Here is a 24,099-nt window from a genome sequence, read left to right as displayed (position 1 = left end):
CCACCGTCTCGCTGCTCCGCAGCGACCAGAATCCGCCTCAAGGCTGGACACCAACCGCCGCTGGTGTGCAGGCTTCAGCCCAATACCGCTAAGTTAAGCGTCGTTTCTTCAGATGAGGGCCCGTAGGCTCGCGCCAAACGGCTAATATTCGTTTGATATCAGCCGGTTCGCGCCAGCGTCCGGGCCCCCACATTCATGTTAACTTAGCGGTATTGGGCTTCAGCCGCCCAGTGTCGCTGCTCCGCAGCGAGCGGGAAACGCCTCAACGCTGCATACCAACGGTTGCTGAAGCCCGGCCCCTTGGTCCCTGCCCCTTTTTCGCTTCAAAAACGGCACGATCTGCAATTGGGAAGAAATTCGCGTTGCTACGGCCGACTATTCTTCCCTCAACGTGCGTTAATCACGCCTCTGGCTAAAGATTGATTCAACTGCCCTTTCGGCATCGCCGATATTCAACTATCGAGCACTTAGGAAAGATCGGAAACGTTCAATTTCGGTCTTCGAATGTGCAGATCTTCACGTGGTCATTCGCGTGAAAAGGATCGGTGAAGCGATGAGGTACCCTTACCTGATTGCATTGGCCATCTTGATGGCGGTGCCGACCGTGTCGACTCCTGCAGACGAGCCGACCGCCGATCAACGTCTCAAGGCGACAGGGCCGCCAGCACCTTGCCCCAAGAAACAGCGGGCCAGACGTCAACCGCCCGGCGTGTTTTCTGAATCTGGGCTTGCCCGATTTCGGCTTCGCTCCGGGCGTCTCGAAGTCGACCCGATGCGGTACCGAAAAGGCTCGCAACAGCACCAGACCGATCGGTTCCGCGAATCGATCACCGTTTCGTCATCGTCCGGTGTGCCCTCGGTCTATTACAGCTACGCGGACGATTACCAACGTGTCCAACTCGTTGCCGAGCACGGCAAGAGTTTGCGGATGGAATCGACGCTTGTCGCCACCGGGGAGCAAGCGGTCTTGGAGCAACAGGGGCGCGGTGCGATTCGGTGGCACGTTCGTCGCGACCCGGCTGCCGAAAGTGAACTGGATCGCCATGTCACCGGCCCGACGTTGCTGCACATCGTGGGGCAGGACGAAGCCGGGTTCGAGATTCATTTCGATCTTCTGATCGCGCGCATGCTGTTGGGCCGCAGCGTGATCGAATTGACCCACCGAACCGAAGCCTTCTTGCAAGACAACGCGACCACCCTGGCCGTCGTCTCATCGGACGAAGTCGACCGATTGATTGACCAGCTGGGTTCGGGAAAGCATTCCCAACGTCGCGGCGCAGCGGTCGCGTTGGCCGGTCTGGGGACCAGTGCGATCCCGTACTTGACCACCGCGCTGCAGCGCCGTGACTTGGATGTGGAGCAACGGGCACGGATTCGCATGCTGATTTCACGTTGCCCGCGGACCGACGAAGACACGCCTTCGTCGCTGGCTTGCCTGTTGTCGACCGACCGCGATCATTGGCAGATCATGGCTAAGAAAATGAACCAGACCCAGTGGATTGCGGCCAACGCGCACATCCGTCGCTGTGGCCTGGACGCATTGACACGATAGGCGGATTCGGGGCCGCCGATTCGGGGCCGCCGATTCGGGGCCGCCGATTCGGGGCCGTTGCCTGCCCGTGCCGGACAGCAGGCTGTTTTGGGCCTTGGTGGCAACGGGGCTTTGCCGTTAGAGTGGTTGCATCGATGGCGTCTCGGCGCGAAATCCGCGGCGAGCGGACTGTCGATTCAATTGACAGGCCGCGATCACCGTTCGGCACCCTTTCGTTCTCCCCCTCCAAAAAATATGGCACCTTCAAAATCTCGACGAGGTTGGGTTCTGCTGATCCCCGCACTGCTGGTGGGCACGGTCGCCTTCGCATCGGTGATGCGCAGCAAACCCGATGTCCGCCAGGACGTCGCACCGACCATCATGCAAGAACCGCCGGCCGACGAGACCGACCAAACGCCGCGGACCCGCCAGGCGTCGATCGCCGAAGTCCTGGAGCTTGCCGATCTAGCGTTGGCGTCGATGGATGATTCACTGCAAGACTACACCGCACGATTCATCAAACAGGATCGTAGCGAGTCGGGCGTCTTGAACGAGCGCAGCGAGATGGAGGTCAAGATCCAGACACGCCATCGAAACGAAACCAATGATGCGCCGATTCGAATCTATCTAAAATTCTTGGTCCCCGACGCCACCGCGGGTCGGGAAGTGATCTGGGGCAAAGATCTCTACGACGGGCAGATGGCCGTCCACGAAGTCACGATGTTGCTCAGTTGGAAAACCCTTTGGCTGGACCCGACCGGGATGCTCGCCATGGCCGGCCAGCGCTACCCGATCTACGAAATCGGGATCACCGGGCTGGTCGAGAAACTGATCGAACGCGGCCAAAAGGACTTGGACAATCCGGATGTCACCGTGACGATCACACGCGAATACGAATTCGACGGCCGGATGTGCGAATTGATCAAAGCCCAACGCAGCCAACCCGGCGGGGGCGAGGACGACTTTTCGCTCGCCGAGATCGTTTATGACCCCGAGCGGTTGTTGATCCTCAGCTATCGCAGCTTCGGTTGGCCCGATCCCGATTCTCCGGACGACCAACTGCCGCTGGTCGAATCGTACGAGTACCGCGATCTGGAAACCAACGTCGGCCTGACCGACAAGGACTTTGACATCGCCAACGAAAGTTACACGTTCCCGTAGCATTCCCTTGTTCCCGGGCTCCGCCCTACGCCGTGAACGATTTGTTAGCGGTAGGGCGCGAGCCCTCCGGTCTTTCACGCTGTTTTTGAACCGCGACCGGACGGCTCGCGCCGTTCCGCTAACAGCTTTCCTCGCGTTCCAAGGCGGAACCTTGGAACGAGTTGGCGGGATGTCGTCGGTCACTCAAAGTCGATGATTTGCAGCGACTCGTTTGCCTCTTCCAACTCATCGAGCGCGTTGTAGCTGATGTTGGTGTTGGCCACATTTAATTTTTTCAGGTTCGGCAGTTTACCCAACCGGACGAACCCTTCGTCGGTCATCTGTTGAACGCCGGCGACATTCAGATCCTTCAGTTTCTGGAACTTCAATATCGTCTCGACTGCGACATCGCTGATGTCGGTCGCTTTGACGTCCAGTATTTCCAAATTGACCAAACCATCGAGTGCGGCGAACGCTTCGTCGTTGAGCTTGGTTTCCCAGAAACCCAGGTCGGTCAAACCGGTCGCCACGCCGAGTTGCTTGATGCCATCGGGGGTGATCAAGCGGCATTCCCCGAGGTCCAGATACGTCAGTTTGGGATACTTGGCGATGATCGCCAAACCCTCGTCATCGATCGAGGTGTCACGGAGTTCCAACCGCGCCATTTCCTTCGCACCGGCGATCTGCTGGATCCCTTCGCCGGTCACATCGCAACCGCGGATGCGAAGACGTTTCAGTTTCTTCAGCCCCGCCAGCGATGCCATGCCTTCGTCGTTGATCTTGGTGTAGTCGAGCTGGATTTGCTCGAGCGTCGGGATCTTGGCAAAGACATTGAGGGTGGCGTTGGTCAACGACGTGCAATAGTTGGCGTTGAAGGATTTCAGAGGCAACCCGGCCAGCTGTTTGACTCCCGTGTCGGTCACCTTTGATTTTTCCAGCTGCACGTCTTGCAGCGATTTCAGCTTGGCGAGCGCCTTCATGCCTTCGTCGCTGATGTTGCTGTTGCGCAAATCGATCGCTCGTAGCTTTTGCAGCGGCGCCAGTTTTTGCAAGCCTTCGTCGGTCACGCCGACGCGGCGCAAAAACAGCACCTGCAATCCGGGCAGCTTGGCGACGACATCGAGAGTTTCGTCGGTGATCGCCGAATCGGTGAAATCCAGTCGCTCCAGGCGTTTCATTTCCGCGAGCACGCCCAAGCCCTCGTCGGTGATACCGGGACCGCTAAATCGGGCCTCCGTCACGTGGGGAAGCTCGGCCAGACTGGCGAACGTCTCGCTGACGTCGGTGTCGCTGACGACCGAAACGTAGGCGACCGCACCGTCGCTGTTCTTCTCCAGCAGGTAGCCGGCCGCTTCCAGTTTGGCCACCGCGGCCGGATCGTCTTTCTCCACCACCGGCTTTTGGGCGGCTGGGGCGGCGGCTGGCTTCTCTTCCGCCGCTGCCGTTGCTGCCACGTCCGGTTCTTGGGGCGGCATCACGTCGGGGCCGCATCCGATCAGGCCCAGGCTCGTCACCGCGAGTCCGAGCGTGCAAGACAGTCGGGAGGGAAGGCTGCGTTTCATGGTCTTCAAGGGGTTCGAAGGGCGGGGGGATGAGCGTGGCGGATTCCTGTTCGACCCTCCAATGTGACAAATGGAACGCAAATTGACAACGAAGCCACAGGGGTTCGCGTTCTTAGGGTGAGCCGAGACGATCCTTCTGCTGCATTTCCCTTGTTCCCGGGCTCCGCCCTCCGCCGTGAACGATTTATTTCCTGTGTTTGACGAGGTTTTAGCGGCAGGGCGCAAGCCCTCCGGCTTGCGCATCGTTGCCAACACACCGGAGGGCTCGCGCCCTACCGCTAAAAAGTCGTTCACGGCGTAGGGCGAAGCCTGGGAACACACTGTCTCGGAGGCTCCCGCCTCCTGAGCATGAACCGCGTGTGGCAGAGCCACACCGACCCCGCGTTCCAAGGCGGAGCCTTTGGAACGAGTTGAACGGGGCATGCCCCCCGAAACGGACTGGCGATCGTTGTTTGTTAGCGGGCTTCAGGTTATCCTTGCGGGGGTGTTAAGTCTTTCATTATGCGCATTCGTGAGCGTTGTGTCGGCGAGGATCCTTCTTCGCCCCCAGCGCCGATCGCTTTGTCGCTTCGCAATCAAGTCATTTCCAACTGAAGGAATTTTTGCATGACCAAACGGACCAATCGCCGTGGTTTCCTCGGTCGCACCGCTGCTGCCGGTGCGGTCGGTGTCGGGTACTGGACTGGCACCTCCCCCGTCCTCAAGGCACAAGAATCGGCTCTGCAGGGTCTCAGTGCCGGCTGCATCGGCGTGGGCGGAAAAGGCGGTAGCGACACCAGCCACATCGCCGAGAACGGGGTCAACATCGCAGCCTTGTGCGACATCGATGGCGACACCGTCAACAAGAAAGCCCGCGAGTTTCCCGATGCGGAAAAATTTAGCGACTTCCGCGAAATGCTCGACAAGGTCGGCGACAAGATCGACATCGTGACCGTCAGCACGCCCGACCACACCCATGCCGCAGCCGCCGTCCGTGCGATGCGGATGAAGAAGCACGTGTACTGCCAAAAACCGTTGACCTGGTCGATCAGCGAAGCCCGACTGATGCGTGAAACCGCCGAGCAGATGGGCGTCGTGACGCAAATGGGCAACCAAGGCACCAGCGAAGACGGGCTGCGAACCGCCGTCGAAGTGATCCAGAGCGGTGCGATCGGCGACGTTTCCGAAGTCCATGTCTGGTCCAACCGCCCCGTTTGGCCGCAAGGTCAGGGACGCCCCGAAGGCGAAGACCCGATCCCCGAAAACCTGAACTGGGATGCCTGGATCGGACCGGCACCGATGCGGCCGTTCAAGAGCGGCGTGTACCACTCGTTCAATTGGCGCGGCTGGGTCGATTTCGGAACCGGTGCCCTCGGCGACATGGCCTGTCACACTACCAACATGCCCGTCATGGCACTCAAGTTGTGGGACCCGGTCGCCGTCACCGCCATCAAGAACCCCGGGATCTTCGAAGGCGAAACCTTCCCGGCCAGCAGCGCGCTCATGTTCGAATTCCCCGAACGTGAAGGACTGCCGGCCTGCCAGTTCTATTGGTACGACGGCGGTGAATTGCCGCGTGAAGACCTGATCAGCAAGCTTCCCAAACGATTCCAGGAACGAATCGCCAAGCAGCGTGAAGGCGGTAGCAAGACCAGCGGCGCGTTGGTCGTCGGCAGCAAGGGCATGGTGTTCTCGGCCAACGACTACGGTGCCCAGTTCGACATCTTGCCCCAAGAAGATTTCAAGGATTACAAGAACCCCGAACCCTGGCTGCCGCGGATCCCCTTCAAGGCCGGAAACGATCAGCGTCAAAAGTGGGAGTTCGTCAGCACCATCAAGGGCGAATACGAACCCGGCACGATGTCCAACTTCGGTTACGCCGGACGTCTGACCGAAACGATCCTGGTCGGCAACCTGGCCCTGCGTGCCGGTGAAGGCAAACGCATCGAATGGGATGCGAAAAACCTGAAGAGCACCAACGTTCCCGAAGTCAACGAGTTCGTCGGCCGCGAGTATCGCAGCGGCTGGGAACTCTAACGGATCGCAGCACACGCTGCGTTTCTGATGATTGCTGTGCAACCCTCCCGCGCCCCGGGAGGGTTTGCCGTTTCAAGTCGCCCTCCCGTGTGCGGGAGGGTCGAGCGCAGCGAGGGGAGGGTTCCCGTCTTAAGTCACCCTCCCTGGCAGGGAGGGTCGAGCGCAGCGAGGGGAGGGTCGAACGGCGTCCGCGATTAACGGAATCGCGAATCGCGTACCGCCCGGGCGGCCGAGGCCCCGTTGCGAGCCACGATTTCTTTGAGCGTGGGCACCGCGACACCCCGCTTGGCGGCTTCGACACGCAGCGCCCGTTCGTAGACGGGCAGCGGGAAATACGGGCTCTTGCGGCGTGCGTAACGCTCCAACGCCAACACCAACCGTTTCTCGAGCTTGTTCTGGTCGACCAGTTTGACGATCTCCCGCACGTAGTTGCGTTGATCGTCCGTGGTCGCACGCAGACGGCTGATCAGGTAATCATCCAGCGCCGCCCCTTGCGTCGGCGCGACGATCGCGGTGTTGGTGATGCCGGTTTGCGCCGTGACGCCGGGCGCGAGTCCGGCGGTCGCGAGCAGCAGTGCCGCGGCGATCACGGTCATCCTGTGTGACAGTTTCATCAGTCTTGCTGGGGTTCAAGGAATCGGGTGGCCGGTGGTGGCTACCAGATTTGCCCCCTGCGACACAAGACAGACTCGACGCCGCGATGGCCTTGGAGCGGCTTTGGCGGGTGTCCAGGCACCGTATCTCAGATTGCTAGCAACACCTGGGTAATCTACGGGTTTTGTTCGTTTGCGATTTTGAAACCCTGGTACGGGTCGCAGGGATTGTGTGTACCGAGCCGATCGCAACGTCGATGGAAGACGTGTACCAGAGAATCCCGCTGTGGGCTGCAAGGGTGAAGCATCCGTCGATGGTTCACGAAAGCGGCCTGCGACTCTGGTCAAACACATCAGAGGGCGTCGTCAGATCTCGAATCACGTTTCGTGCGTTTGGCGCAGCCACACAAGCAAGATGCCCAAAAGGACTCGGCGATGAACCGTTGGCTATGGATTGGATCGTTGGCCGGTTTGCTCATGGTAAGCACCGGATGTTTACACAATCAAACACGCAAAGGTTGCTCGACCGGTGCCTGCGGCTCGGGCGCTTGCTCCAGCGGCACCGGCTTGCTCGGCAAGATGAATGTCGGCGGCTGCAATTCGTGCGGCACTGGCTGTCGAACCGGCTGTGTGCCTGGCAAACTCGGCTGGCAGCAGGGCGGGCTCGACTACAGCTCGCATCTGGGATCGGGCATGTTGGGCAATCGCGCCAACGCGACACAGACGTACACCCCCGGTCCACCGACCGGTCAAACGGCCTATCCGTACTACACCGTGCGAGGCCCCCGCGACTTTTTGCTGAACGATCCGCCGACGATCGGTCGCTAGGAAGCGAGCCGGACGCCAACGGCTGGGTCCATGCCACCTGCGATGACACCAAACGGGTGGCTTATTTGTTAGCGGAAGGGCGCGAGCCCTCCGGTGTTTCAAGGTGTCTTCAAGCTGAAACCGGTCGGCTCGCGCCGTTCCGCTGAACTCTTCCCCGCCAAACCAGGTGGAATGGGGGCGTCAGCCCACGGGCGCGGCGGTCACGAACGGGTCGCCGGTAAGCAACGGGTTGCCGTTCCGCAACAGGCATCGGGCGACGATCGGGACCTGCCCGGTCGATTCTGCCCGAGACATTCGCTACCGTACCACCTCGCGGGTCCAGCCACGATTGCCGCGAACCCGTTTGCCGCGAACCATGCGTCGCCGCGGGTCCTCCTGACCGATTGGCGTGGACCCTTTGATTCCAAGCACACGCGAGACAATGTTGTGGCATCCGACGTCCGATTGAAAGAACAGCTGCCGCGTTTGACGGAACGTATCGTCGCGACTTACACGCCCGACGATGCGATCAATCACCTCGGCCATTGTGCGCTTCCCAGTTATGAAGCGATCATTGCGATCCTGTTGGACATCAAGGACATTCTTTACCCGGGCTATCGGCGCAAGGTCGGATTGCATGCCGGCAACATCGCCTACCACGTCGGCAGCACGATCGATTCGCTGCACGACCAGCTGACGACACAGATCGCTCGGGCATTGCGTCACGAAGATCGCGTCCGCAACAAGCACAACGACTGCGAGAGCGAGACGGATTTCGAAGCCAAGGGCCAGACCATGGCGATCGAATTGCTGGAGCGGATCCCGTCCTTGCGGAAGACCTTGGCCACGGATGTCCAAGCAGCCTATGAAGGCGACCCGGCCTGCCAGACGACCGATGAAGTCGTTTTCTGTTACCCCGGCATTGAAGCGATCACGGTGTATCGGATCGCCCACGAGCTGGTGCGATTGGACGTGCCGTTTATCCCGCGGATGATGACCGAGTGGGCGCACAAGCAAACCGGGATCGACATTCATCCCGGTGCCACGATCGGTGAGTACTTTTTCATCGATCACGGGACAGGTGTCGTCGTCGGCGAAACCTGTCAAATCGGGAACCACGTCAAGCTCTATCAAGGGGTGACGTTGGGTGCGCTGAGTTTCAAGACCGATGACAGCGGCGAATTGATTCGCGGCCAAAAACGGCATCCGACGATCGAGGACGGTGTGGTGGTTTATGCCAACGCGACCATCCTGGGCGGTCGAACGGTCGTCGGGCACGATTCCGTGATCGGATCGAGCGTGTGGATCACCCGCAGTGTGTCCCCCAACACCACCGTGGTGCTTGAGCAACCGTCCTTGCGGGTTCGCGGCGGTCTTTCCGCCGACTCGGTGGACGAACACGCCAACTATCAGATTTAGCGTTGGCGGGTTGGCGTTGGCGGGTTGGCGTTGGCGTTGGCGGGGCAAACCCGGAAAAAGGCATCCCTCCGATGACAGCAAGCCGACACTCCGTGGGTTCGCGCTGCCATCGGCGGACTCAATCGACAGCCGCAACACGGAAAACCCTGAAGTTGACGCAGCGCCTGGGTTACCCCATCGACTAAAATCGTTCGTGCCGTTTTTTGCCGCCCTTTCGCCGATTCGCCTGAGATCGATGACCAAACTGCCCCCCTTCGACGCCACAACACGCACCCGCATTATTTTTGGGCAGGGCGTCTTTTCACGGATCGGTGAGCTGGCGGCGGGATTTCGGCCCAGATGTGTGTTGGTGGTCAGTGATTCCGGCTTGGTCGATGCCGGCCACTTTGGACACGCCGTCGATCACCTTCGTGCGGCGGGACTGCACGTGGAGTCGTTTCATGACTTCGCCGAGAATCCGACCTGCGCGATGGTCGATGCCGGTGTCGCCAAGGCGGCCGACGTGAATCCGGATCTGTTGATCGGGCTGGGCGGCGGCAGCAGCATGGATTGCTGCAAGGGCATCAATTTCGTGTATTCCGGTGGCGGCTCGATTCACGATTACCATGGGGTGGGCAAAGCGACCGCGGACATGTTGCCGATGATCGCCGTGCCGACGACCAGCGGCACCGGTAGCGAGGCGCAATCGTTTGCCTTGATCAGTGACACCGACACCCACGTCAAAATGGCCTGCGGCGATCCCAAGGCCGCGTGCAAGATCGCTTTGCTCGATCCGGAACTGACGCTCACGCTGCCCCGCAGCGTGACGGCGCTGACGGGCATCGACGCGATTTCGCACGCGATCGAAACCTATGTCACCAATCGACGCAATCCGATGTCGATCACCTATTCGCGACGTGCGTTCGGGTTATTGGCCGAAGGGTTTTCGCGAGTCCTGGAAGCCCCCGACGACATCGACGCCCGCAGCCAAATGCAACTCGGTGCCTGTTTCGCCGGAATGGCGATCGAAACGTCGATGCTCGGTGCCGCCCATGCGACTGCCAACCCACTGACCGCACGGCACGACATCACACACGGCCAGGCGGTCGGGTTGATGTTGCCCGCCGTCATCCGGCTCAACGGCCAGCAGCATCCCGACTGGTATGCCGAACTGTTGCGTGACGTGGACCCGACGGTGACCGAATCGGAGGCGCCCGATCGGCTGGCATCGATGGTCACCCGCTGGCTGGAACAGGCCGACTTGGCGACCAGCTTGAATGCGCTGAAAATCCCCGCCAGTGGGATCGAGAGTTTTGTCGAAGAAGCCCTTCAGCAATGGACCGGCACCTTCAATCCCGTGCCGCTGGACAAAACCAACGCCGAACTGCTGTATCGCTCCGTCGCGTGAGCCGCGTGGGGTAAGCATCCTGCGTGCCACCCTCGTCGGCAAGGTGTGGGGTAAGCATCCTGCTTGCCACCCTCGTCGGCTCCGCCGGCGACCCCCATTGCCCGCCAGGAGGCCGAAGCCTCCATGACAGCGTGTTCCCAGCCAGGAGCCCGTGAACAAGGGAGCGCTCGTTTACCGGCTTGTTGATTCAATCAGCCGTTTGGCGCGAGCCTACGGGCCTCGGTGCATTTACGTGGTGATCGATGCCCGTACGCTCGCGCGATACGGCTAATCCCGCGTGTGATCCGATACGTGTGATCCGATTCCACCAACAGCTTTCCCGCTGGAAGGCAATCCGTTCTAAGCGGCGTGGGTGGCAAAGGCCGGCGTCTCCTCGACGCCTGATTCGCGATGGATCAAACCGTCTTGCATCCGCCAACAGACATCGGCCGAGCCGGCGATCTCGTCATCGTGGGTGATCATCAGGATCGTCAGGTTGTCGCGTTCTTTCAGATCGGCCAACAAACGCAGGATCTCCTGACCGGTCTCGGTGTCCAGGTTGCCCGTCGGCTCGTCGGCCAACAACAACTTCGGATCGGTCATCAGGGCTCGAGCGATCGCGACCCGTTGCATCTCCCCGCCGCTCATCTCACACGGACGATGCTTGGCGCGGTGCAGCAAACCCACGCGATCGAGCATCGCTTCGGCACGGCGACGATTTTCCGATCGTGATTTGAAGTAGCTCCAAACGCTCTGCCCGATCATGGCCGGGGCGAGAACGTTTTCGATCGCCGAGAGTTCGGGCAACAGGTGATAGAACTGAAAGATGATGCCGATCTCGTGATTGCGATAGCGATCGCGGACGACACGTGGGGCGTTGTCGATTCGATTGCCACGAAAGAAAACTTCGCCTTCGTCGGGGCGGTCCAGCGTGGCCAACAAGTGCATCAGCGTACTCTTGCCGCTGCCGCTACGGCCGACCAACGCGGTGACCAGACCCTGTCGGACGTCAAGATCCACGCCCCGCAAAACAGGGACATCGATGCGGTCCTTGTGATAGCTCTTTTTCAATCCGCGCGCGGTCAGAACGATGGGGGTGGGCATCAAACGGTCTCAAGGCAGGGGAAGGGAGTGGGGCAACGCAAATTCGCCAGACTACCAAAAAGGTGTCGGACACCTTTTTTATTCGAAACGCAGCGCTTGCACGGGATGCATTCGCGCCGCCCGCATGGCCGGCAAGACGCTCGCGAGCACGGCGATGGCGACGGCGCCACACATCACCCAAACCAGTGTGAAGGGGTGCACGATCGTGGGGATTTCGGTGAAGTAGTAAACCGTCGGATCGAACACTTCTTGGCCGGTAAACATCTCCAGCAACTCGGCGATGTCATTGATGTAATGCACGAACACGAGCCCACCGATCAAACCGGCACCGCTGCCCACGAATCCGAGCAACAGTCCATAGGTCATGAAGATGCTGCTGACGCCGCGGCCGGACGCTCCCAATGCCTTGAGCGTTCCGATGTCACGCGTTTTTTCGACCACGATCATGAAGAACGTGGCCAAGATTCCGAAGCCGGCGACGGCGATGATCAGAAACAGCAGGATGTTCAAGATCGTGGTTTCCAAACGCACCGCCGACAACAGTGGGCCTTGCAGGTCGCGCCAGGTCTGGATGTTGTAGGCGTACAACTCGGGCGGAAAACGATCGCGCAAGGCGTCGCGAATGGCGTTCAGGTCCGTGCCTTCGGCCAGTTTTAATTGAATCGTGGTGACGCTGCGGACGCCGGTTTCCGGATCGATCATGCCGCGTGCCTCTTGCAGTTCATCCAAACGGACGAACGCGAACGTGCTGTCGTATTCACTCATTCCGGATTCATACAAATCGACGACGGTGAATTTCTGGTTGATGACCTTGGTTTCGCTCGCGGCGTTGGGAAACATCATGCGAACGTCGTCGCCCGGCTGGGCGTAATAGTGGTCTTGGACCTGGCCGTCGTCGTCGCGATGACGGACGCTGCAGGTTGAAATCCCCAAGATGATGCCGGAAAATTGATCCTCCATCGGATCGACGGACGGCTTCAACTGTCCGTCGGAACCTGGCATCAACGCCTGAGAGAAGGAGGGGCCGAAGGATGGTCCCTTGGCGGCGTTCGCGGCGGCTTCGTCTTGCTCGGACGGCTCGCTTTGGCCATTTGCCTTGCGATGCAACTCGGCCATCATCTGTCGCTCTTGGGCGACCATTTTTTCGATGCGACGTTCTTCGCTGACACGGTCACGGCGGTGACTCCAACCGGCCGCGGCGAGTTCCTTGCGGTCGGGGGCATAGCCCGAATCGCGGAGCTTGAAGCTGGCTGATTTCTGGTTTTCCGGATGCAACAGGTATTTGCCGAAGTCGCTGACACTGTCATAGGTCACCGGGTCCAGTCCGATCAAATTGACGTGTCGGCCGATTTGTTGGCCGCGGAAATCGATTCCCAGCATGGCCGGGACGCTGACGCTGACCGAGGAACCGACCAGTGCCGGGCCACAGATCCGCTCGATCTCACGCAGGTGGGCGTCGGGATCCGGCATGCCTCCGGTGGCATGACATTCGATCATGACATCCGATGCCAGCCCGTGCAGCCGTTCATGCATTTCGGTCGAGAATCCGCTCATCACGCTGTTGACGACGATCAACGTCGCCACGCCCAGGGTGACACTGATGATCGATGCCAGTGCGATGTAGCGTGTTTTGAGATAACGAAAGCAGAGTAACCAGCGATACATTTAGCCCATCCTTTGGCTCGTGTCGGTGCTGCGGCATCCGTTTGACCGTTTGCCGCCGGAGTCTAAGGGACCGACGGGTTCGGCGTAAAGATGAAGTCTAGAACCCGAATCCGCCCGTCGTCAGCCAAAACGTGACGATCATGCAGACCCAGACAAGATCGAGAAAGTGCCAGTAGTGGGCGGCGAAATCGACCGGCCAGTGCCGTTCATGGTCATACCTCCCGATTCCCGAGCGGGTGGTGACGATGCCGAGCGCGATGATCCCCCCCAGCACGTGCAGGGCGTGCAAGACGGCCAGCACCACGACCATCCCCGCCACGCCGCGACCGGGACCTTCAAACGTCGCCGGTCCGAGCAGGATCTCGGTCATCGCAAGGCACTGGACGACCGTAAAGACCACTGCCGCGGCGGTGCTGATCCCCAGCAACCAAGCCGTCGCATGAAACCGATCGCGACGCACCGTCCGCGTCGCGGCGTGGACCAGAAAACTGATCGCGATCAGGCAAACCGTGCTGACCAGAAAGGTCTTGGGAAGCGGCACCAGTTTCAGCGGATCGTCGCTTCGCGAGACCGCGTAAATGGCGTAAAGCAGCAGCGTGGCGCCGAAAAAAACGAAGAGCGAAAGCAAGAACAGCCACCCCCCCTGCTTGACCCGGCGGTCCACCGGTAGCAAGGGGCGAGAAAGACCAGCGTGGTCGTCGAGTGAGTCGGTCACACTAATTTCTGAGGCCATGTGTCTTGAACGCCGGTAACGTTTTTCTTGTGCAGGCGGTATGCTTGGCAATCATAGTCTGGCGGACACCGCTCCGCTGTTCGTTGTGTTTTAGCATCCCAGCGCTTTAGCATCCCACTTCCCGCGCCCCTTTCCAACCGCACCTTGCCTCCGGCAGACAACTCCCCCACGAGGCGCCGTTGCCCCCCATGAGCGAAGTACGCGACTTTTGCAATGCCGATTTACCCGGGCTGGCCAGGGTCTGGAGTGAGCATTGGACGGCCGCCCAGTCGCCGCCGCCGATCAGTTCGACCATCATCGAGCGCGCGATCCTGTCGCGTGCCTTTTTCTCGCCCAAAGACCTGTTGGTCGCGACCATCGACGGCCGCGTCGAGGCCTGGTGCCATTTCAGCCGACCGGGTGACCATGGTGATGAATGGTCGGGCATGCCTGCCAGTGACGTCGCGATCCTTTCGGCGATCTGCTTCACCCACGCGGGACTAAAATGCTGCGACGACCTGCTGACGGCGGCCGAGAAACGGATCCGACAAGAAGAGTGCCACTCGATCTTGGCCGGCCCGATGCGGGATCAGCAATGTGGTTACGTCGGCTTGGCCCCCATCGGTCACGGCATCGGGATCCCCGATGTCGATGTTCGCGCCGCATCGCTATTGAGTCGGCATGGCTATTCACCCGAACATAGCTTTCAGCGGATGGTGGTCACCACGGCACCCTATCGCCCGCCCGTCAGCCGCGAAATGATGCAGTTTCGTCGCACCACCCGGGCTGAACGGTCCGCGGTCGTTCCCCAACAAGGTCGCTATGCGTCGGCGATGGCCCACATGGACATCGAACACCATCAATTGATCAACCACCGCAACGGGGATCGTCTGGCCAACGTCCGGTTGTGGTTGAGTGACCCCGAAGCCCAGGTGATGAGCTGTTCGGAGGCGATCTTGGACTTGTCCGTCACCGAAACGCCGGGCGAATTAACTTCGGCCGAAACCTTTCTCGTCGCGGCGCTGATCCAGTCCATGGCGACGCGTTGTATCTTCCGGGTCGAAACGGCGATCAACGGCGAACATTCGGTGCTGAAAGAACAACTCACTTCACTTCATTTTGAAAACACACAGCGCGGCCAGCGGTGGACCAAGGAGCTTTAGGCGTGTCACGCAAAGAAAAGATTTTGGCGATGCTCCAGGACGACCCCAGGGACACGTTTTTGCGTTACAGCTTGGCGATGGAATTGCGGACCGAGGGGGATCACCCCGGCAGCCTGGAGAAGCTCGACGAGCTGTCGCGCGAGACGCCCCCCTACGTGCCGGCTTTTTTTATGGCCGCCCAACAACTCGTCGATTTGGGACGCGTCGATGAGGCGCGGACCCGCCTGCGGGATGGAATCGACCAGGCGCGAGCCCAGGGCGATGGCCACGCCGCGGCTGAAATGAGCGAATTGCTGGCAACGCTCGGCGAATTGGGCGAAGAAGACGACGAGCTCTAAATGGCCGCCGAGCAAACCACGGCGGTGGTCCTGCGGACGATCGAATTCAGCGAAACCAGCCTGGTCGTCACACTGCTGACCCGCGATTTTGGCCAAGTTTCCGCGCTAGCCAAAGGCGCTCGCCGTCCCAAGAGTTCCTTCGAAGGTTCGCTTGACCTGTTGGCCGTTTGTCGTGTAGTGCTGATTCGGAAATCCTCCGATGCGCTCGATTTGTTGACCGAGGCAAAGCTCCAGCGTCGTTTTCGCGGGGCGGAAAAGTCGTTGGATCGCGTTTATGCCGGATACTATATCGCCGAAATGCTTCGACTGTTGACGGACAACCACGATCCCCACCCCGGGCTCTACGACCTGACGCTCAGCGCGCTCGGGCAGATCGACGGGACGGGCAATTCCGCTCTGGCGCTACTCGGTTTTGACACCGCGGCGCTGCGATTGCTCGGCCACGCACCATCGACGCGCGGCTGTGTCGACTGCGGTGGCCCTGTCAGCGGTACCCCACGGGTCGCGTTCGCACCGATCGCCGGCGGCGTCGTGTGTCGCGATTGCCGCTCGCGTCAACACAGCCTGTTGACGGTCAGCCGCGGAACGATTGAACACTTGGAGCGTTTGCTCGCACCCCACACGCGGCTGCCGATCGAAGTTCCGTCGGAGGTTTATCGGGAGATGCGTGGCTTGATCAGCCGATATATCCAAACAATCCTCGGCTCGATTCCGAAAATGCAACCTTACCTGCCCGCCCGGATGGAACCGGTGGAATGAATAAAAAGAATCAACACATGGACCGATCCCGTCGCCTCTCCCTCTGGGTGTTGCAGCCGAGTTTAGGCGTAGGCCTGTTGGCAGGCACGTTGCTGGCAAGCACGACCGGATGCCAGACCTCCGGCGCCTCGGCGTCGCGCAGTTGGTTTCCCAAACTGCCGTTCCGCTCGGTGGCAACCAGCGAGACGGAGACGCCCGAACCGGTGCAGGCGGAGGAAACCCCTCGCGTGGCCTCCAACCCGGTCACCAACGCCGGCGGCAAGCTGGGATTGCCCAGCACCAATCGTCTGGTCGGTTACGTCACCGGGAAGAAGCATGAAGACATCCCGCGAGCCAAAGAATACTACCGTCGCGGAGACGAACGGTTTCGACAAGCAGCCCGGGCTCCCAAGGCGACTCGCACCGGCATGTTCGCCGAAGCGGCCGAGTTGTTCCAAAGCGCCGGCAAGGAAGCCCCCGGATCGGGCTTGCACCAAGACGCACTGTTCATGCAGGGCGAGTCGTTGTTCTTTGCCAATGATCTCAATGGCGCACGCGACGCATTCGAAAAACTGCAAAAGGACTTCCCCCGCAACCGTCACGGGGATCGCGCGGCGGCCAGATTGTTTTCGATCAGCAAGTACTGGATCGACGTTTCCAAGTCTGGCAGCGACGCCTGGTACTCACTCAACCTCTTCGACACCACGCGACCGCTGCGTGATGCCGACGGACACGCGGTCAGGGTGCTGGACCAAATCCGTTACGATGATCCCACCGGCAAACTCGCCGATGACGCCACGATGGCGGCCGCGGCGGAGCACATTCGCAACGAGCAGTACGAAAAGGCCGATGAATTCCTGACGGACTTGCGTGAGACATTCACCGACAGCGACCACCTGTTTTTGGCGCACCTGTTGGGAATTCGTTGCAAGCTGGAAATCTACGGCGGACCGGAGTACAGCGAATTGGTGTTGGACGAAGCCGACGAGTTGGTCAAGCAAACCCGGCGTCGCTTCCCCAACGAACTGCGTGAGGAGAAGTACAACCAATTGCTCGCCCGCGCGGCGGCGGAAATCGCCTACCACAAAGCCGAGAAGCTCGCCTTCCGCGCCAAGTATCGCGAACGCAAGAAAGAGTTCGGCGCCGCGGCGCAACTGTATCGCAAGATCCTACGCGATCATCCCACCACGCCCCAAGCCGATCGGGCCCGCGAAGTGCTGGCCGAAATCGAAAAACTGCCCGCGACACCGACGCAGAACGTCGCCATTCGCGCCATCGCCAAGGCGTTCCCCTCGTCCAAACGATCGACACCGCTGGTCACCGTCGACTCCCTGCAAACCGGCGACGAAACTCCGGCCGAGTCTCCCACCGCCCCCCCCACCGAAACCACCGGCAAGAAACTGCTTCGATAATGCACCGCCCGATGCCCCCCCAATCCAACACGAGTGTTGGTGTGCAGGCTTTGGCCGCTCACCCTCGCTGCGTCGCAGCGACCGGGAATCGCCTAACGCCACCCAAAAAGGTGTCCGACACCTTTTTGGTGGTTTGGGTAATGTTGCTGTTGGGCGGATGTTCGGCGTATCAGTTCGGAGCCGCGGCGCTTTATCCGCGCGACATTCGCACCGTTCATATCCCGGTCGTCCGGAATGATTCATTTCGCCACGACCTGGGTCCCCAATTGACCGACGCGTTGGTCAAAGAAGTCGAACGACGAACGCCCTACAAAGTGGTCAGCAATCCGAACGCCGATTCTGTTCTGCGCTGCAACATCACCGCACAGTCGAAAGTCGTACTGACGGAAACCAGCAGTGACGACCCACGAGCGCTCGACAGCGCGATCTCGGTCGGAGCCACCTGGACGGCACGCGATGGGCGTCGGTTGATGCAAAACAGCTTGGCCAGCATCGATAGCGACAGCACGGGCTTCAGCCAAAGCGTTCGCTTTGTCCCCGAAGCCGGTCAGTCGATCGATACGGCCAACCAAGAAGCCATCGATCAACTCGCCCGTCGGATCGTCTCCCAAATGGAATCTCGCTGGTAGCGTTCGAACACACGTCCGTCGAACGCTACGGCAGCACCCCGCCCCTTTCTCGTCGGAAGCATCCAGCCGTGTCAGAGAGCCAAGCCCGATCATCCAAGGTTTGGGACATCGGTCAGCGTGTCTTGACGTTCGAAGATCGGCCGCTGGTGATGGGGATCCTGAACGTGACGCCGGACAGTTTTTCAGACGGCGGACGACACAATGATCCCCATGCCGCGATCGAGTTGGCGTTGCAAATGCAGACCGATGGGGCGGACATCATCGACATCGGTGGCGAGAGCACGCGACCTTACAGCGATCCGGTTGCGGCGGACGAAGAACTCGAGCGCGTGTTGCCGGTCATCGCAGGGCTGGCCGGACGACTGTCGATTCCGATCAGTATCGACACGAGTAAAGCCGCGGTGGCCGAAGCAGCGATCGATGCCGGTGCGGAGATCATCAACGATGTCACCGGCTTGGAAGGCGATCCGGCGATGGCAACCCTAGCCGCCGATGCCCAAGTCGGCGTCTGCGTCATGCACATGAAAGGCACACCGCAGACGATGCAGAACGCCCCGACTTACGGCGACGTGGTCGAAGAGATTTACCAGTACCTGCAGCAACGGATGGAGTATTGCCTGGCTGCGGGATTGCGGCGCGAGCAAATCTGCCTGGACCCGGGAATCGGGTTTGGGAAAACGCACGAGCACAACGTGCGTCTGCTGCAGCGGACCGCGCGGTTTTGCGAACTGGATGCACCGATCCTGATCGGTCATTCCCGCAAAGGCTTCATCGGGAAACTGCTGGGCGACAAGACCGCCGATCGAACCGCGGCGACGCTCGGCGTGTCGCTCGCGGTGGCCGCGGCAGGCGCCGACATCATCCGTGTCCACGATGTGAAACCGACCGTCGATGCGCTCAAGCTGTTTCGAGCATGCGGCGGAATCGATTGATCGGGTCAGACGTTTGATTTGCCAGACACTTCGAAAGACCAAAGGTCTCGTGCTCGATGCCATCTACTTTGACGCCAAGCGGGGAGTTTTTTGTTAGCGGTAGGGCGCGAGGCCTCCGGTCTTTCACCGTGTTTTTGAAGCGTGACCGGACGGCTCGCGCCGTTCCGCTAACACCTTAAGGGGTCGTGCCGACGATCACTCGTCGGTGTCTTCGGGGGACTCATCACCGCCGGCTGGTTCGGGGCCAGCATCGACGTCTTCGGTGGCCCCGTCGGACTCAGCCGAATCGGCGGAGACCGCCGCGGGCTGTGGAGCGGTCGGCCCCGACACCGCTTCGCCTTCTTCGGCTTCTTCTTCTGGCGGGATGCGGACCGCAGCGATCAGCGTGTCGTCGGCGTCGACGTTCATGATACGAACGCCCTGGGTGTTGCGTCCGATCACGCTGATGTCACGAGCGGCGATGCGTTGCAGTTTCCCCTTGCCGGTCATCAGAAAGACTTCGTCTTCATTATCGACACGTGCGATGGCGATGACCTTGCCGTTTCGGCTGCTGGTCTTGATATCGCGTAGCCCTTTCCCGCCACGACGCTGGGTTCGATAGCGGGCCGATGAGGAACCGTTTTCAGTTTCGGTCTCTTCGGCACCGTCATCCACGATCGCGTTGGGACCAAATGGCGTCCGTTTCCCGTAGCCGTTTTCACAGACGGTCAACAACGTCGCCTCCGGCTCGGCGACGACCATGCCGACGACGGTGTCATCACCGACCAACGAGATGCCTTTGACGCCGGAGGTGTTGCGTCCCATCGGACGGGCATCGGATTCTTTGAATCGGATCGCCATCCCGGACGCGGTGACCAGGATCACTTCGTCGCCGGGGCCGATCACGTTGGCCGAAACCAGTTCGTCGCCATCGCGCAGTTTGATCGCGATGATGCCGCCGCGTTTGGGACGACTGTATTGCTCCAGCGGCGTTTTCTTGACCAAGCCGCTGCGGGTCGCCATCACGACATAGCAGCCTTCCTGATTGAAGTCACGGACGGCCAAACAGGAAGCGATCTTCTCACCCTCTTCGAGCGAGAGCAGGTTGACGATCGCACGGCCCTTGGCGTCACGCGGCAATTGGGGCAGGTCATAGACCTTTTGCCAGCGGACTTTCCCGGTCGTGGTCAAAAACAGCAGGTAGGCGTGGGTACTGGCGACGAACAGATGTTCGATCGGGTCTTCGGTGTCCGTTTTGGCACCCTTGAGCCCCTTGCCGCCGCGCCGCTGGGTGTTGTAGACGCTCGACGGCGTGCGTTTGATGTACCCTTCGTGACTGATCGAAACGACCATCGTCTCTTCGGTGATCAGATCTTCCAGGTCGATGTTGCCGAGTTCTTCATGGCTGATCTGGGTACGGCGGGGCGAACCGAATCGCCGCTTCATCTCTTCCAAGTCTTCCTTGATGATGCCGTAGACCCGCGTCTGGCTGCCCAGGATATCCAGGTAGTCGGTGATCTCTTCGAGCAACTGCTTGTGCTCGTCGGTCAACTTTTCCTGTTCCAAGTTGACCAACTGCCCCAACCGCATCTTCAAGATTTCGTCGGTCTGGACGCTGGTCAGGGTGTAGGTGTCCGCCTCGCCGCGTTCGAGCTGGAATTGACGAAACCCTTCGTCGCCGAGCGCCCGCTGCATCATCGATGCAGGACATTCGATGCCCATCAAACGTTGTTTGGCTTCCGGTTGCGTTCGGCTGGTGCGGATCGTTTTGATGATTTCGTCGATATTGGCCAATGCCAACAGCAGGCCTTCGACGGTGTGTTTTCGTCGTCGTGCTTTGGCCAACAGGAATTGGGTTCGCCGCCGGATCACGGTGATGCGGTGCCGGATAAATTCCTGCAGCATCTCCTTGAGCGTTAGTTCTCGCGGCTTGCCGTCGACGAGCGCCAAGAAGATCATCGAGATCGTGTCTTGCAACGGCGAGAATTGATACAGCTGGTTCAGGATGACATCGGGATCTTCATTGCGTTTGAGTTCGATCACCAAACGCACGGGTTCCTTGAGGTCCGATTCGTCGCGGATTCCCGAGATCCCCTTGATGCGGTCGTTGTTGACCAATCCGGCGATCCGCTCGACCACCCGGTCACGGTACTGTTGATAGGGGATTTCCGACACGATGATGCGGTGCCGATTGCCCTTCATCTCCTCGATGCGACATTTGGCACGGACGATGATCGTGCTGCGTCCGGTTTTGTAACCGCGGCGGATCCCGGCGCGGCCGCAGATGATTCCACCGGTGGGGAAGTCCGGACCGGGAACGATTTCGCACAGTTCATCGATCGTGGTTTCCGGTTCGTCGATCAGCTTGATGACCGCGTCGCAGATTTCGGTCGGGTTGTGTGGCGGAATGCTGGTCGCCATCCCGACCGCGATCCCGCCGGACCCGTTGATCAACAGGTTCGGATACTTGCTGGGCAGGACGGTCGGTTCGGTCCGCGCCTCGTCATAGGTCGGGATGAAATCGACCGTGTCCAGCTTCAGGTCGTCCAGCATCGCGGCGGCGACGGCCGACAAGCGGGCTTCGGTGTACCGCATCGCCGCCGGAGGCAGTCCGGCGATCGATCCGAAGTTTCCCTGTTTGTCGATCAACAACGATCGCATGTTCCATTCTTGGGCCATGCGAACGAGCGTCGGGTAGATCACCGATTCACCGTGGGGGTGATAGTTACCCGACGTGTCGCCAGAGATCTTGGCGCATTTGACCCGCTTGCTTCCCGGACCGAGGTTCAGGTCGTTCATGGCGACCAGAATACGCCGTTGGCTGGGTTTCAGCCCGTCGCGGACGTCCGGCAGGGCACGGCTGACGATCACGCTCATCGCGTACGTCAGGTAGCTCTCTCGCAATTCGTCTTCGATCGGCAGATCGATCATCCGCAGGGCGCCCTCGCCCCCGATGTCACCACCGGTGAGACCGCCATTCTCGCCGTCACCCTGAGGCTCCGGCGCCCCCCCGGAACCGTTCTCTTCGTCTTGGCCGTTTTCGTCGTTTTCGTCTGCCACGTGGTGTCCTAGCGGAGAGGTAGAAAACCGCGGAAATCCCGGTAAATCACGGGTTCGCGCAAGCCGGATAATCTACCACTTGGACGCCTGATTCACAACGGTGGCAAGGCCCACCGGGGAGTAGGCAGTGGGCATTAGGCAGTGGGCAATAGGCAGTGGGCAACTCGTTCCCAGGCTCCGCCTGGGAACGCGAGGTCGATGTGGCTCTGCCACACGCGGTGCGCGGTCGCGAGGCGGAGCCTCCGAGACAGTGTGTTCCCAAGCTCCGCCCTACGCCGTGAACGATTTATTTTCTGTTTTTGACGAGGGTTTAGCGGCAGGGCGCAAGCGGGCTGTCGGTTTAGTGAGCCGCGACGCGTAAGCGGCCGGGCATCCAGGCGCCCGTCCGAGGCCTTACGGCCTGCGGCTCACCATTGGCTCGACCAATCCCACTCAATCGACAGCCCGCGAACTCTTCGGTTCCGCGTTTTTGCCAACACACCGGAGGGCTCGCGCCCTACCGCTAAAAAGTCGTTCACGGCGTAGGGCGGAGCCGGGGAACAAGACGGCTCGTTGACGCCGTGCGTGACGATCCGGCTTACAGCTCGCGGATCGAGAGCCCACGGAACTGGACCGCGTCACCGTGACCGGCGAATCCGAAATGTCCCTTCTTTCGGTCCTTACCGGGATGGGCGCTGCCGGCCATGTAGTCGGTGATCTGCGACAGGTCCGTTTTCAAGATCACGGCGCCGTTGAGTTCGACCGTGATGGTGCTGCCATCGACGGTGACCTCTTGGAAATTCCACTCGCCGACCGGACGCAAGAACCCTCGCGCCGCCGCCGCCATGCCGTAGGCCGAACCGTGGTACTGGCGTTTGTCCAGCTTGGCGTACTTCGGATGCGTGTTGTCGAGCACTTGCAACTCACACATCGCCTGGTAGGCCGGGTTGCCTTCGAGCGGTGCGCGAATCGCCAGTCCGTTGTTGCCACCGGGCGGCAATCGAAACTCCAGTCGCGCGACGAAGTCGCCGTACTCTTTTTCGGTCAACAAGTTTCCGCCCTTGCCTTGTTTGCAGCCGATCGCCCCGTCGACGACTTCATAGTTGTCCGTCGCCCCCACCCAGCCGGTCAGATCGCGGCCGTTGAAAATCGATTCGAACTGCTCGGCGCTTTTCGCCGCAAGCGTGTTGTTGGCCTCTCGGGTACTCAATTCTCTGAGTTTCAGATTCCGCCAACGAATCTCACCGCCGTGCGTTTGCAATTCGATCGGACCGCTGACAAACAGCGGCGATTCGCGGTCCCAAAAATTCTCCATGATCGCATGGTCGACGACCAACTGTTCGTTCAGCCAAACCGTGGTCCGTGCACCGATCTGCAGGACGCGAACCGAGTTCCACTCGCCGAACGGTTTGTCGGCATGAACCAACGGATCCTTACCCGGTGCACCGGCGCTGTTGTTCCAAAGCCCACCGCTTCCCTTGTCGGCACCGAGTTTGAACTTGGCGGTTTCGGTGGAGTCCCAGATTTGAACTTGCGGGGTTCCTTTGAGATAGATTCCGCTGTCGGCCAGCGGGACGGTCTTGTACTCCAGATACAATTCGTAGTCCCGGTAGTCCTGATTGGTGACCAGGTAGGCGCCGTGTCCGTCGTTGACCAGTTCACCGTTTTCGACGCGCCAGTGTTTTTCGGCATCGGCTTGCCACTCGGCCAGCTTTGCGTTGCGTTCTTCCTCGGACATTTCGGCCAACTTGATCGGGCTGAAATGGGGACGCCCGTGCCAGCCCTCCAGGTTCTCGCCGTTGAACAGCGGTTGGAAGTCATCGGGAGATTCTGCCTGCGTGACCGAAGGCATCGTGACGAAGGCTGCGATCGCGGCAGCAAAGACCAGGCGGGTGAGTTTCATGGTGGGATTGATGTCTAGCGGGTAGAGAACTGGAAGGTCGATATAATAACC

19 protein-coding genes are annotated in these 24,099 nt (G+C 60.3%); 12 read left to right on the top strand and 7 right to left on the bottom strand.

Annotated features, from left to right (window positions below; translation table 11 throughout):
* Positions 1–553 precede the first annotated feature (553 nt).
* The gene (locus NZK35_RS15990; protein ID WP_259633530.1) at positions 554–1,552 is read left to right on the top strand and encodes a hypothetical protein; all 999 of its coding nucleotides are present in this window, start codon (positions 554–556) and stop codon (positions 1,550–1,552) included.
* A 234-nt stretch (positions 1,553–1,786) separates the two neighbouring features.
* On the top strand, positions 1,787–2,692 hold the full coding sequence (locus NZK35_RS15985; RefSeq protein ID WP_259633529.1) for a DUF1571 domain-containing protein: 906 nt from the start codon (positions 1,787–1,789) through the stop codon (positions 2,690–2,692).
* Between the two features lie 179 nt (positions 2,693–2,871).
* Here NZK35_RS15985 and NZK35_RS15980 read toward each other — a convergent pair whose 3' ends face one another.
* Positions 2,872–4,233 (bottom strand): leucine-rich repeat domain-containing protein, encoded by a 1,362-nt coding sequence (locus tag NZK35_RS15980; RefSeq protein ID WP_259633528.1) that lies wholly within the window; start codon positions 4,231–4,233, stop codon positions 2,872–2,874.
* A gap of 606 nt (positions 4,234–4,839) precedes the next feature.
* Between NZK35_RS15980 and NZK35_RS15975 the strand changes: the two genes are divergently transcribed.
* Entirely contained in the window at positions 4,840–6,249 is a 1,410-nt protein-coding gene (locus NZK35_RS15975; protein WP_259633527.1) for a Gfo/Idh/MocA family protein, read from the top strand.
* A gap of 194 nt (positions 6,250–6,443) precedes the next feature.
* Here NZK35_RS15975 and NZK35_RS15970 read toward each other — a convergent pair whose 3' ends face one another.
* Complete coding sequence (locus NZK35_RS15970) at positions 6,444–6,863, bottom strand: hypothetical protein (RefSeq protein WP_259633526.1); 420 nt, start codon at positions 6,861–6,863, stop codon at positions 6,444–6,446.
* Positions 6,864–7,472: 609 nt separating this feature from the next.
* On the opposite strand from NZK35_RS15970, the gene NZK35_RS15965 reads away from it, so the two are divergent.
* From NZK35_RS15965 to NZK35_RS15955, 3 genes are all read left to right on the top strand, one after another.
* Positions 7,473–7,670 (top strand): hypothetical protein, encoded by a 198-nt coding sequence (locus tag NZK35_RS15965; RefSeq protein WP_236649293.1) that lies wholly within the window; start codon positions 7,473–7,475, stop codon positions 7,668–7,670.
* A gap of 426 nt (positions 7,671–8,096) precedes the next feature.
* Positions 8,097–9,068 carry a serine O-acetyltransferase EpsC gene (gene epsC / locus NZK35_RS15960; RefSeq protein ID WP_259633525.1) on the top strand — a complete coding sequence of 324 codons (972 nt, stop codon included), beginning with the start codon at positions 8,097–8,099 and terminating at the stop codon, positions 9,066–9,068.
* A gap of 244 nt (positions 9,069–9,312) precedes the next feature.
* Entirely contained in the window at positions 9,313–10,455 is a 1,143-nt protein-coding gene (locus NZK35_RS15955; RefSeq protein ID WP_259633536.1) for an iron-containing alcohol dehydrogenase, read from the top strand.
* A gap of 339 nt (positions 10,456–10,794) precedes the next feature.
* On the opposite strand, the gene NZK35_RS15950 is transcribed toward NZK35_RS15955, so the two are convergent.
* The 3 genes from NZK35_RS15950 to NZK35_RS15940 all read right to left on the bottom strand — a co-directional run bounded on the left by NZK35_RS15950 (position 10,795) and on the right by NZK35_RS15940 (position 13,936).
* The gene (locus tag NZK35_RS15950; RefSeq protein WP_259633524.1) at positions 10,795–11,538 is read right to left on the bottom strand and encodes an ABC transporter ATP-binding protein; all 744 of its coding nucleotides are present in this window, start codon (positions 11,536–11,538) and stop codon (positions 10,795–10,797) included.
* Positions 11,539–11,616: 78 nt separating this feature from the next.
* Positions 11,617–13,203 carry an ABC transporter permease gene (locus NZK35_RS15945; protein ID WP_259633523.1) on the bottom strand — a complete coding sequence of 529 codons (1,587 nt, stop codon included), beginning with the start codon at positions 13,201–13,203 and terminating at the stop codon, positions 11,617–11,619.
* Positions 13,204–13,300: 97 nt separating this feature from the next.
* Positions 13,301–13,936 carry a cytochrome c oxidase subunit 3 gene (locus NZK35_RS15940; RefSeq protein WP_259633522.1) on the bottom strand — a complete coding sequence of 212 codons (636 nt, stop codon included), beginning with the start codon at positions 13,934–13,936 and terminating at the stop codon, positions 13,301–13,303.
* 188 nt (positions 13,937–14,124) lie between these two features.
* On the opposite strand from NZK35_RS15940, the gene NZK35_RS15935 reads away from it, so the two are divergent.
* From NZK35_RS15935 to folP, 6 genes are all read left to right on the top strand, one after another.
* Positions 14,125–15,078: a hypothetical protein gene (locus NZK35_RS15935; protein ID WP_259633521.1), complete on the top strand. Its 954-nt coding sequence runs from the start codon at positions 14,125–14,127 to the stop codon at positions 15,076–15,078.
* A gap of 2 nt (positions 15,079–15,080) precedes the next feature.
* Positions 15,081–15,416 (top strand): tetratricopeptide repeat protein, encoded by a 336-nt coding sequence (locus NZK35_RS15930; protein ID WP_259633520.1) that lies wholly within the window; start codon positions 15,081–15,083, stop codon positions 15,414–15,416.
* Positions 15,417–16,175 carry a DNA repair protein RecO gene (recO, locus tag NZK35_RS15925; RefSeq protein WP_259633519.1) on the top strand — a complete coding sequence of 253 codons (759 nt, stop codon included), beginning with the start codon at positions 15,417–15,419 and terminating at the stop codon, positions 16,173–16,175. It abuts the gene before it with no gap.
* A complete protein-coding gene (locus NZK35_RS15920; RefSeq protein ID WP_259633518.1) occupies positions 16,172–17,566 on the top strand; it encodes a tetratricopeptide repeat protein in 1,395 nt (464 codons plus the stop codon). Before recO ends, NZK35_RS15920 begins: the two co-directional genes overlap by 4 nt.
* A 110-nt stretch (positions 17,567–17,676) precedes the next feature.
* Positions 17,677–18,195 carry an LPS assembly lipoprotein LptE gene (gene lptE / locus NZK35_RS15915; protein WP_259633517.1) on the top strand — a complete coding sequence of 173 codons (519 nt, stop codon included), beginning with the start codon at positions 17,677–17,679 and terminating at the stop codon, positions 18,193–18,195.
* Between the two features lie 68 nt (positions 18,196–18,263).
* Positions 18,264–19,127 carry a dihydropteroate synthase gene (gene folP / locus NZK35_RS15910; RefSeq protein WP_456115275.1) on the top strand — a complete coding sequence of 288 codons (864 nt, stop codon included), beginning with the start codon at positions 18,264–18,266 and terminating at the stop codon, positions 19,125–19,127.
* 195 nt (positions 19,128–19,322) lie between these two features.
* Here folP and gyrA read toward each other — a convergent pair whose 3' ends face one another.
* Both gyrA and NZK35_RS15900 read right to left on the bottom strand, forming a co-directional pair.
* Entirely contained in the window at positions 19,323–22,166 is a 2,844-nt protein-coding gene (gyrA, locus tag NZK35_RS15905; protein ID WP_407699799.1) for a DNA gyrase subunit A, read from the bottom strand.
* Between the two features lie 577 nt (positions 22,167–22,743).
* The gene (locus NZK35_RS15900) at positions 22,744–24,048 is read right to left on the bottom strand and encodes a 3-keto-disaccharide hydrolase (protein WP_407699798.1); all 1,305 of its coding nucleotides are present in this window, start codon (positions 24,046–24,048) and stop codon (positions 22,744–22,746) included.
* Between the last annotated feature and the right edge of the window lie 51 nt (positions 24,049–24,099).

The sequence above is a fragment of the Stieleria sedimenti genome, from assembly GCF_025060895.1.
In the GTDB taxonomy this organism is placed as follows: Bacteria; Planctomycetota; Planctomycetia; order Pirellulales; family Pirellulaceae; genus Stieleria; species Stieleria sedimenti.
This window is presented reverse-complemented; position numbering and strand designations above follow the sequence as displayed.

What these genes read in the sequence shown, in the direction of transcription:
- NZK35_RS15920 (WP_259633518.1), top strand. Translation starts at nt 16,172, where the DNA reads ATGAATAAAAAGAATCAACACATGGACCGATCCCGTCGCCTCTCCCTC.
- NZK35_RS15950 (WP_259633524.1), bottom strand. Translation starts at nt 11,538, where the DNA reads ATGCCCACCCCCATCGTTCTGACCGCGCGCGGATTGAAAAAGAGCTAT.
- NZK35_RS15975 (WP_259633527.1), top strand. Translation starts at nt 4,840, where the DNA reads ATGACCAAACGGACCAATCGCCGTGGTTTCCTCGGTCGCACCGCTGCT.
- NZK35_RS15990 (WP_259633530.1), top strand. Translation starts at nt 554, where the DNA reads ATGAGGTACCCTTACCTGATTGCATTGGCCATCTTGATGGCGGTGCCG.
- NZK35_RS15970 (WP_259633526.1), bottom strand. Translation starts at nt 6,863, where the DNA reads ATGAAACTGTCACACAGGATGACCGTGATCGCCGCGGCACTGCTGCTC.
- NZK35_RS15980 (WP_259633528.1), bottom strand. Translation starts at nt 4,233, where the DNA reads ATGAAACGCAGCCTTCCCTCCCGACTGTCTTGCACGCTCGGACTCGCG.
- recO (WP_259633519.1), top strand. Translation starts at nt 15,417, where the DNA reads ATGGCCGCCGAGCAAACCACGGCGGTGGTCCTGCGGACGATCGAATTC.
- NZK35_RS15985 (WP_259633529.1), top strand. Translation starts at nt 1,787, where the DNA reads ATGGCACCTTCAAAATCTCGACGAGGTTGGGTTCTGCTGATCCCCGCA.
- NZK35_RS15935 (WP_259633521.1), top strand. Translation starts at nt 14,125, where the DNA reads ATGAGCGAAGTACGCGACTTTTGCAATGCCGATTTACCCGGGCTGGCC.
- NZK35_RS15945 (WP_259633523.1), bottom strand. Translation starts at nt 13,203, where the DNA reads ATGTATCGCTGGTTACTCTGCTTTCGTTATCTCAAAACACGCTACATC.
- NZK35_RS15940 (WP_259633522.1), bottom strand. Translation starts at nt 13,936, where the DNA reads ATGGCCTCAGAAATTAGTGTGACCGACTCACTCGACGACCACGCTGGT.
- NZK35_RS15900 (WP_407699798.1), bottom strand. Translation starts at nt 24,048, where the DNA reads ATGAAACTCACCCGCCTGGTCTTTGCTGCCGCGATCGCAGCCTTCGTC.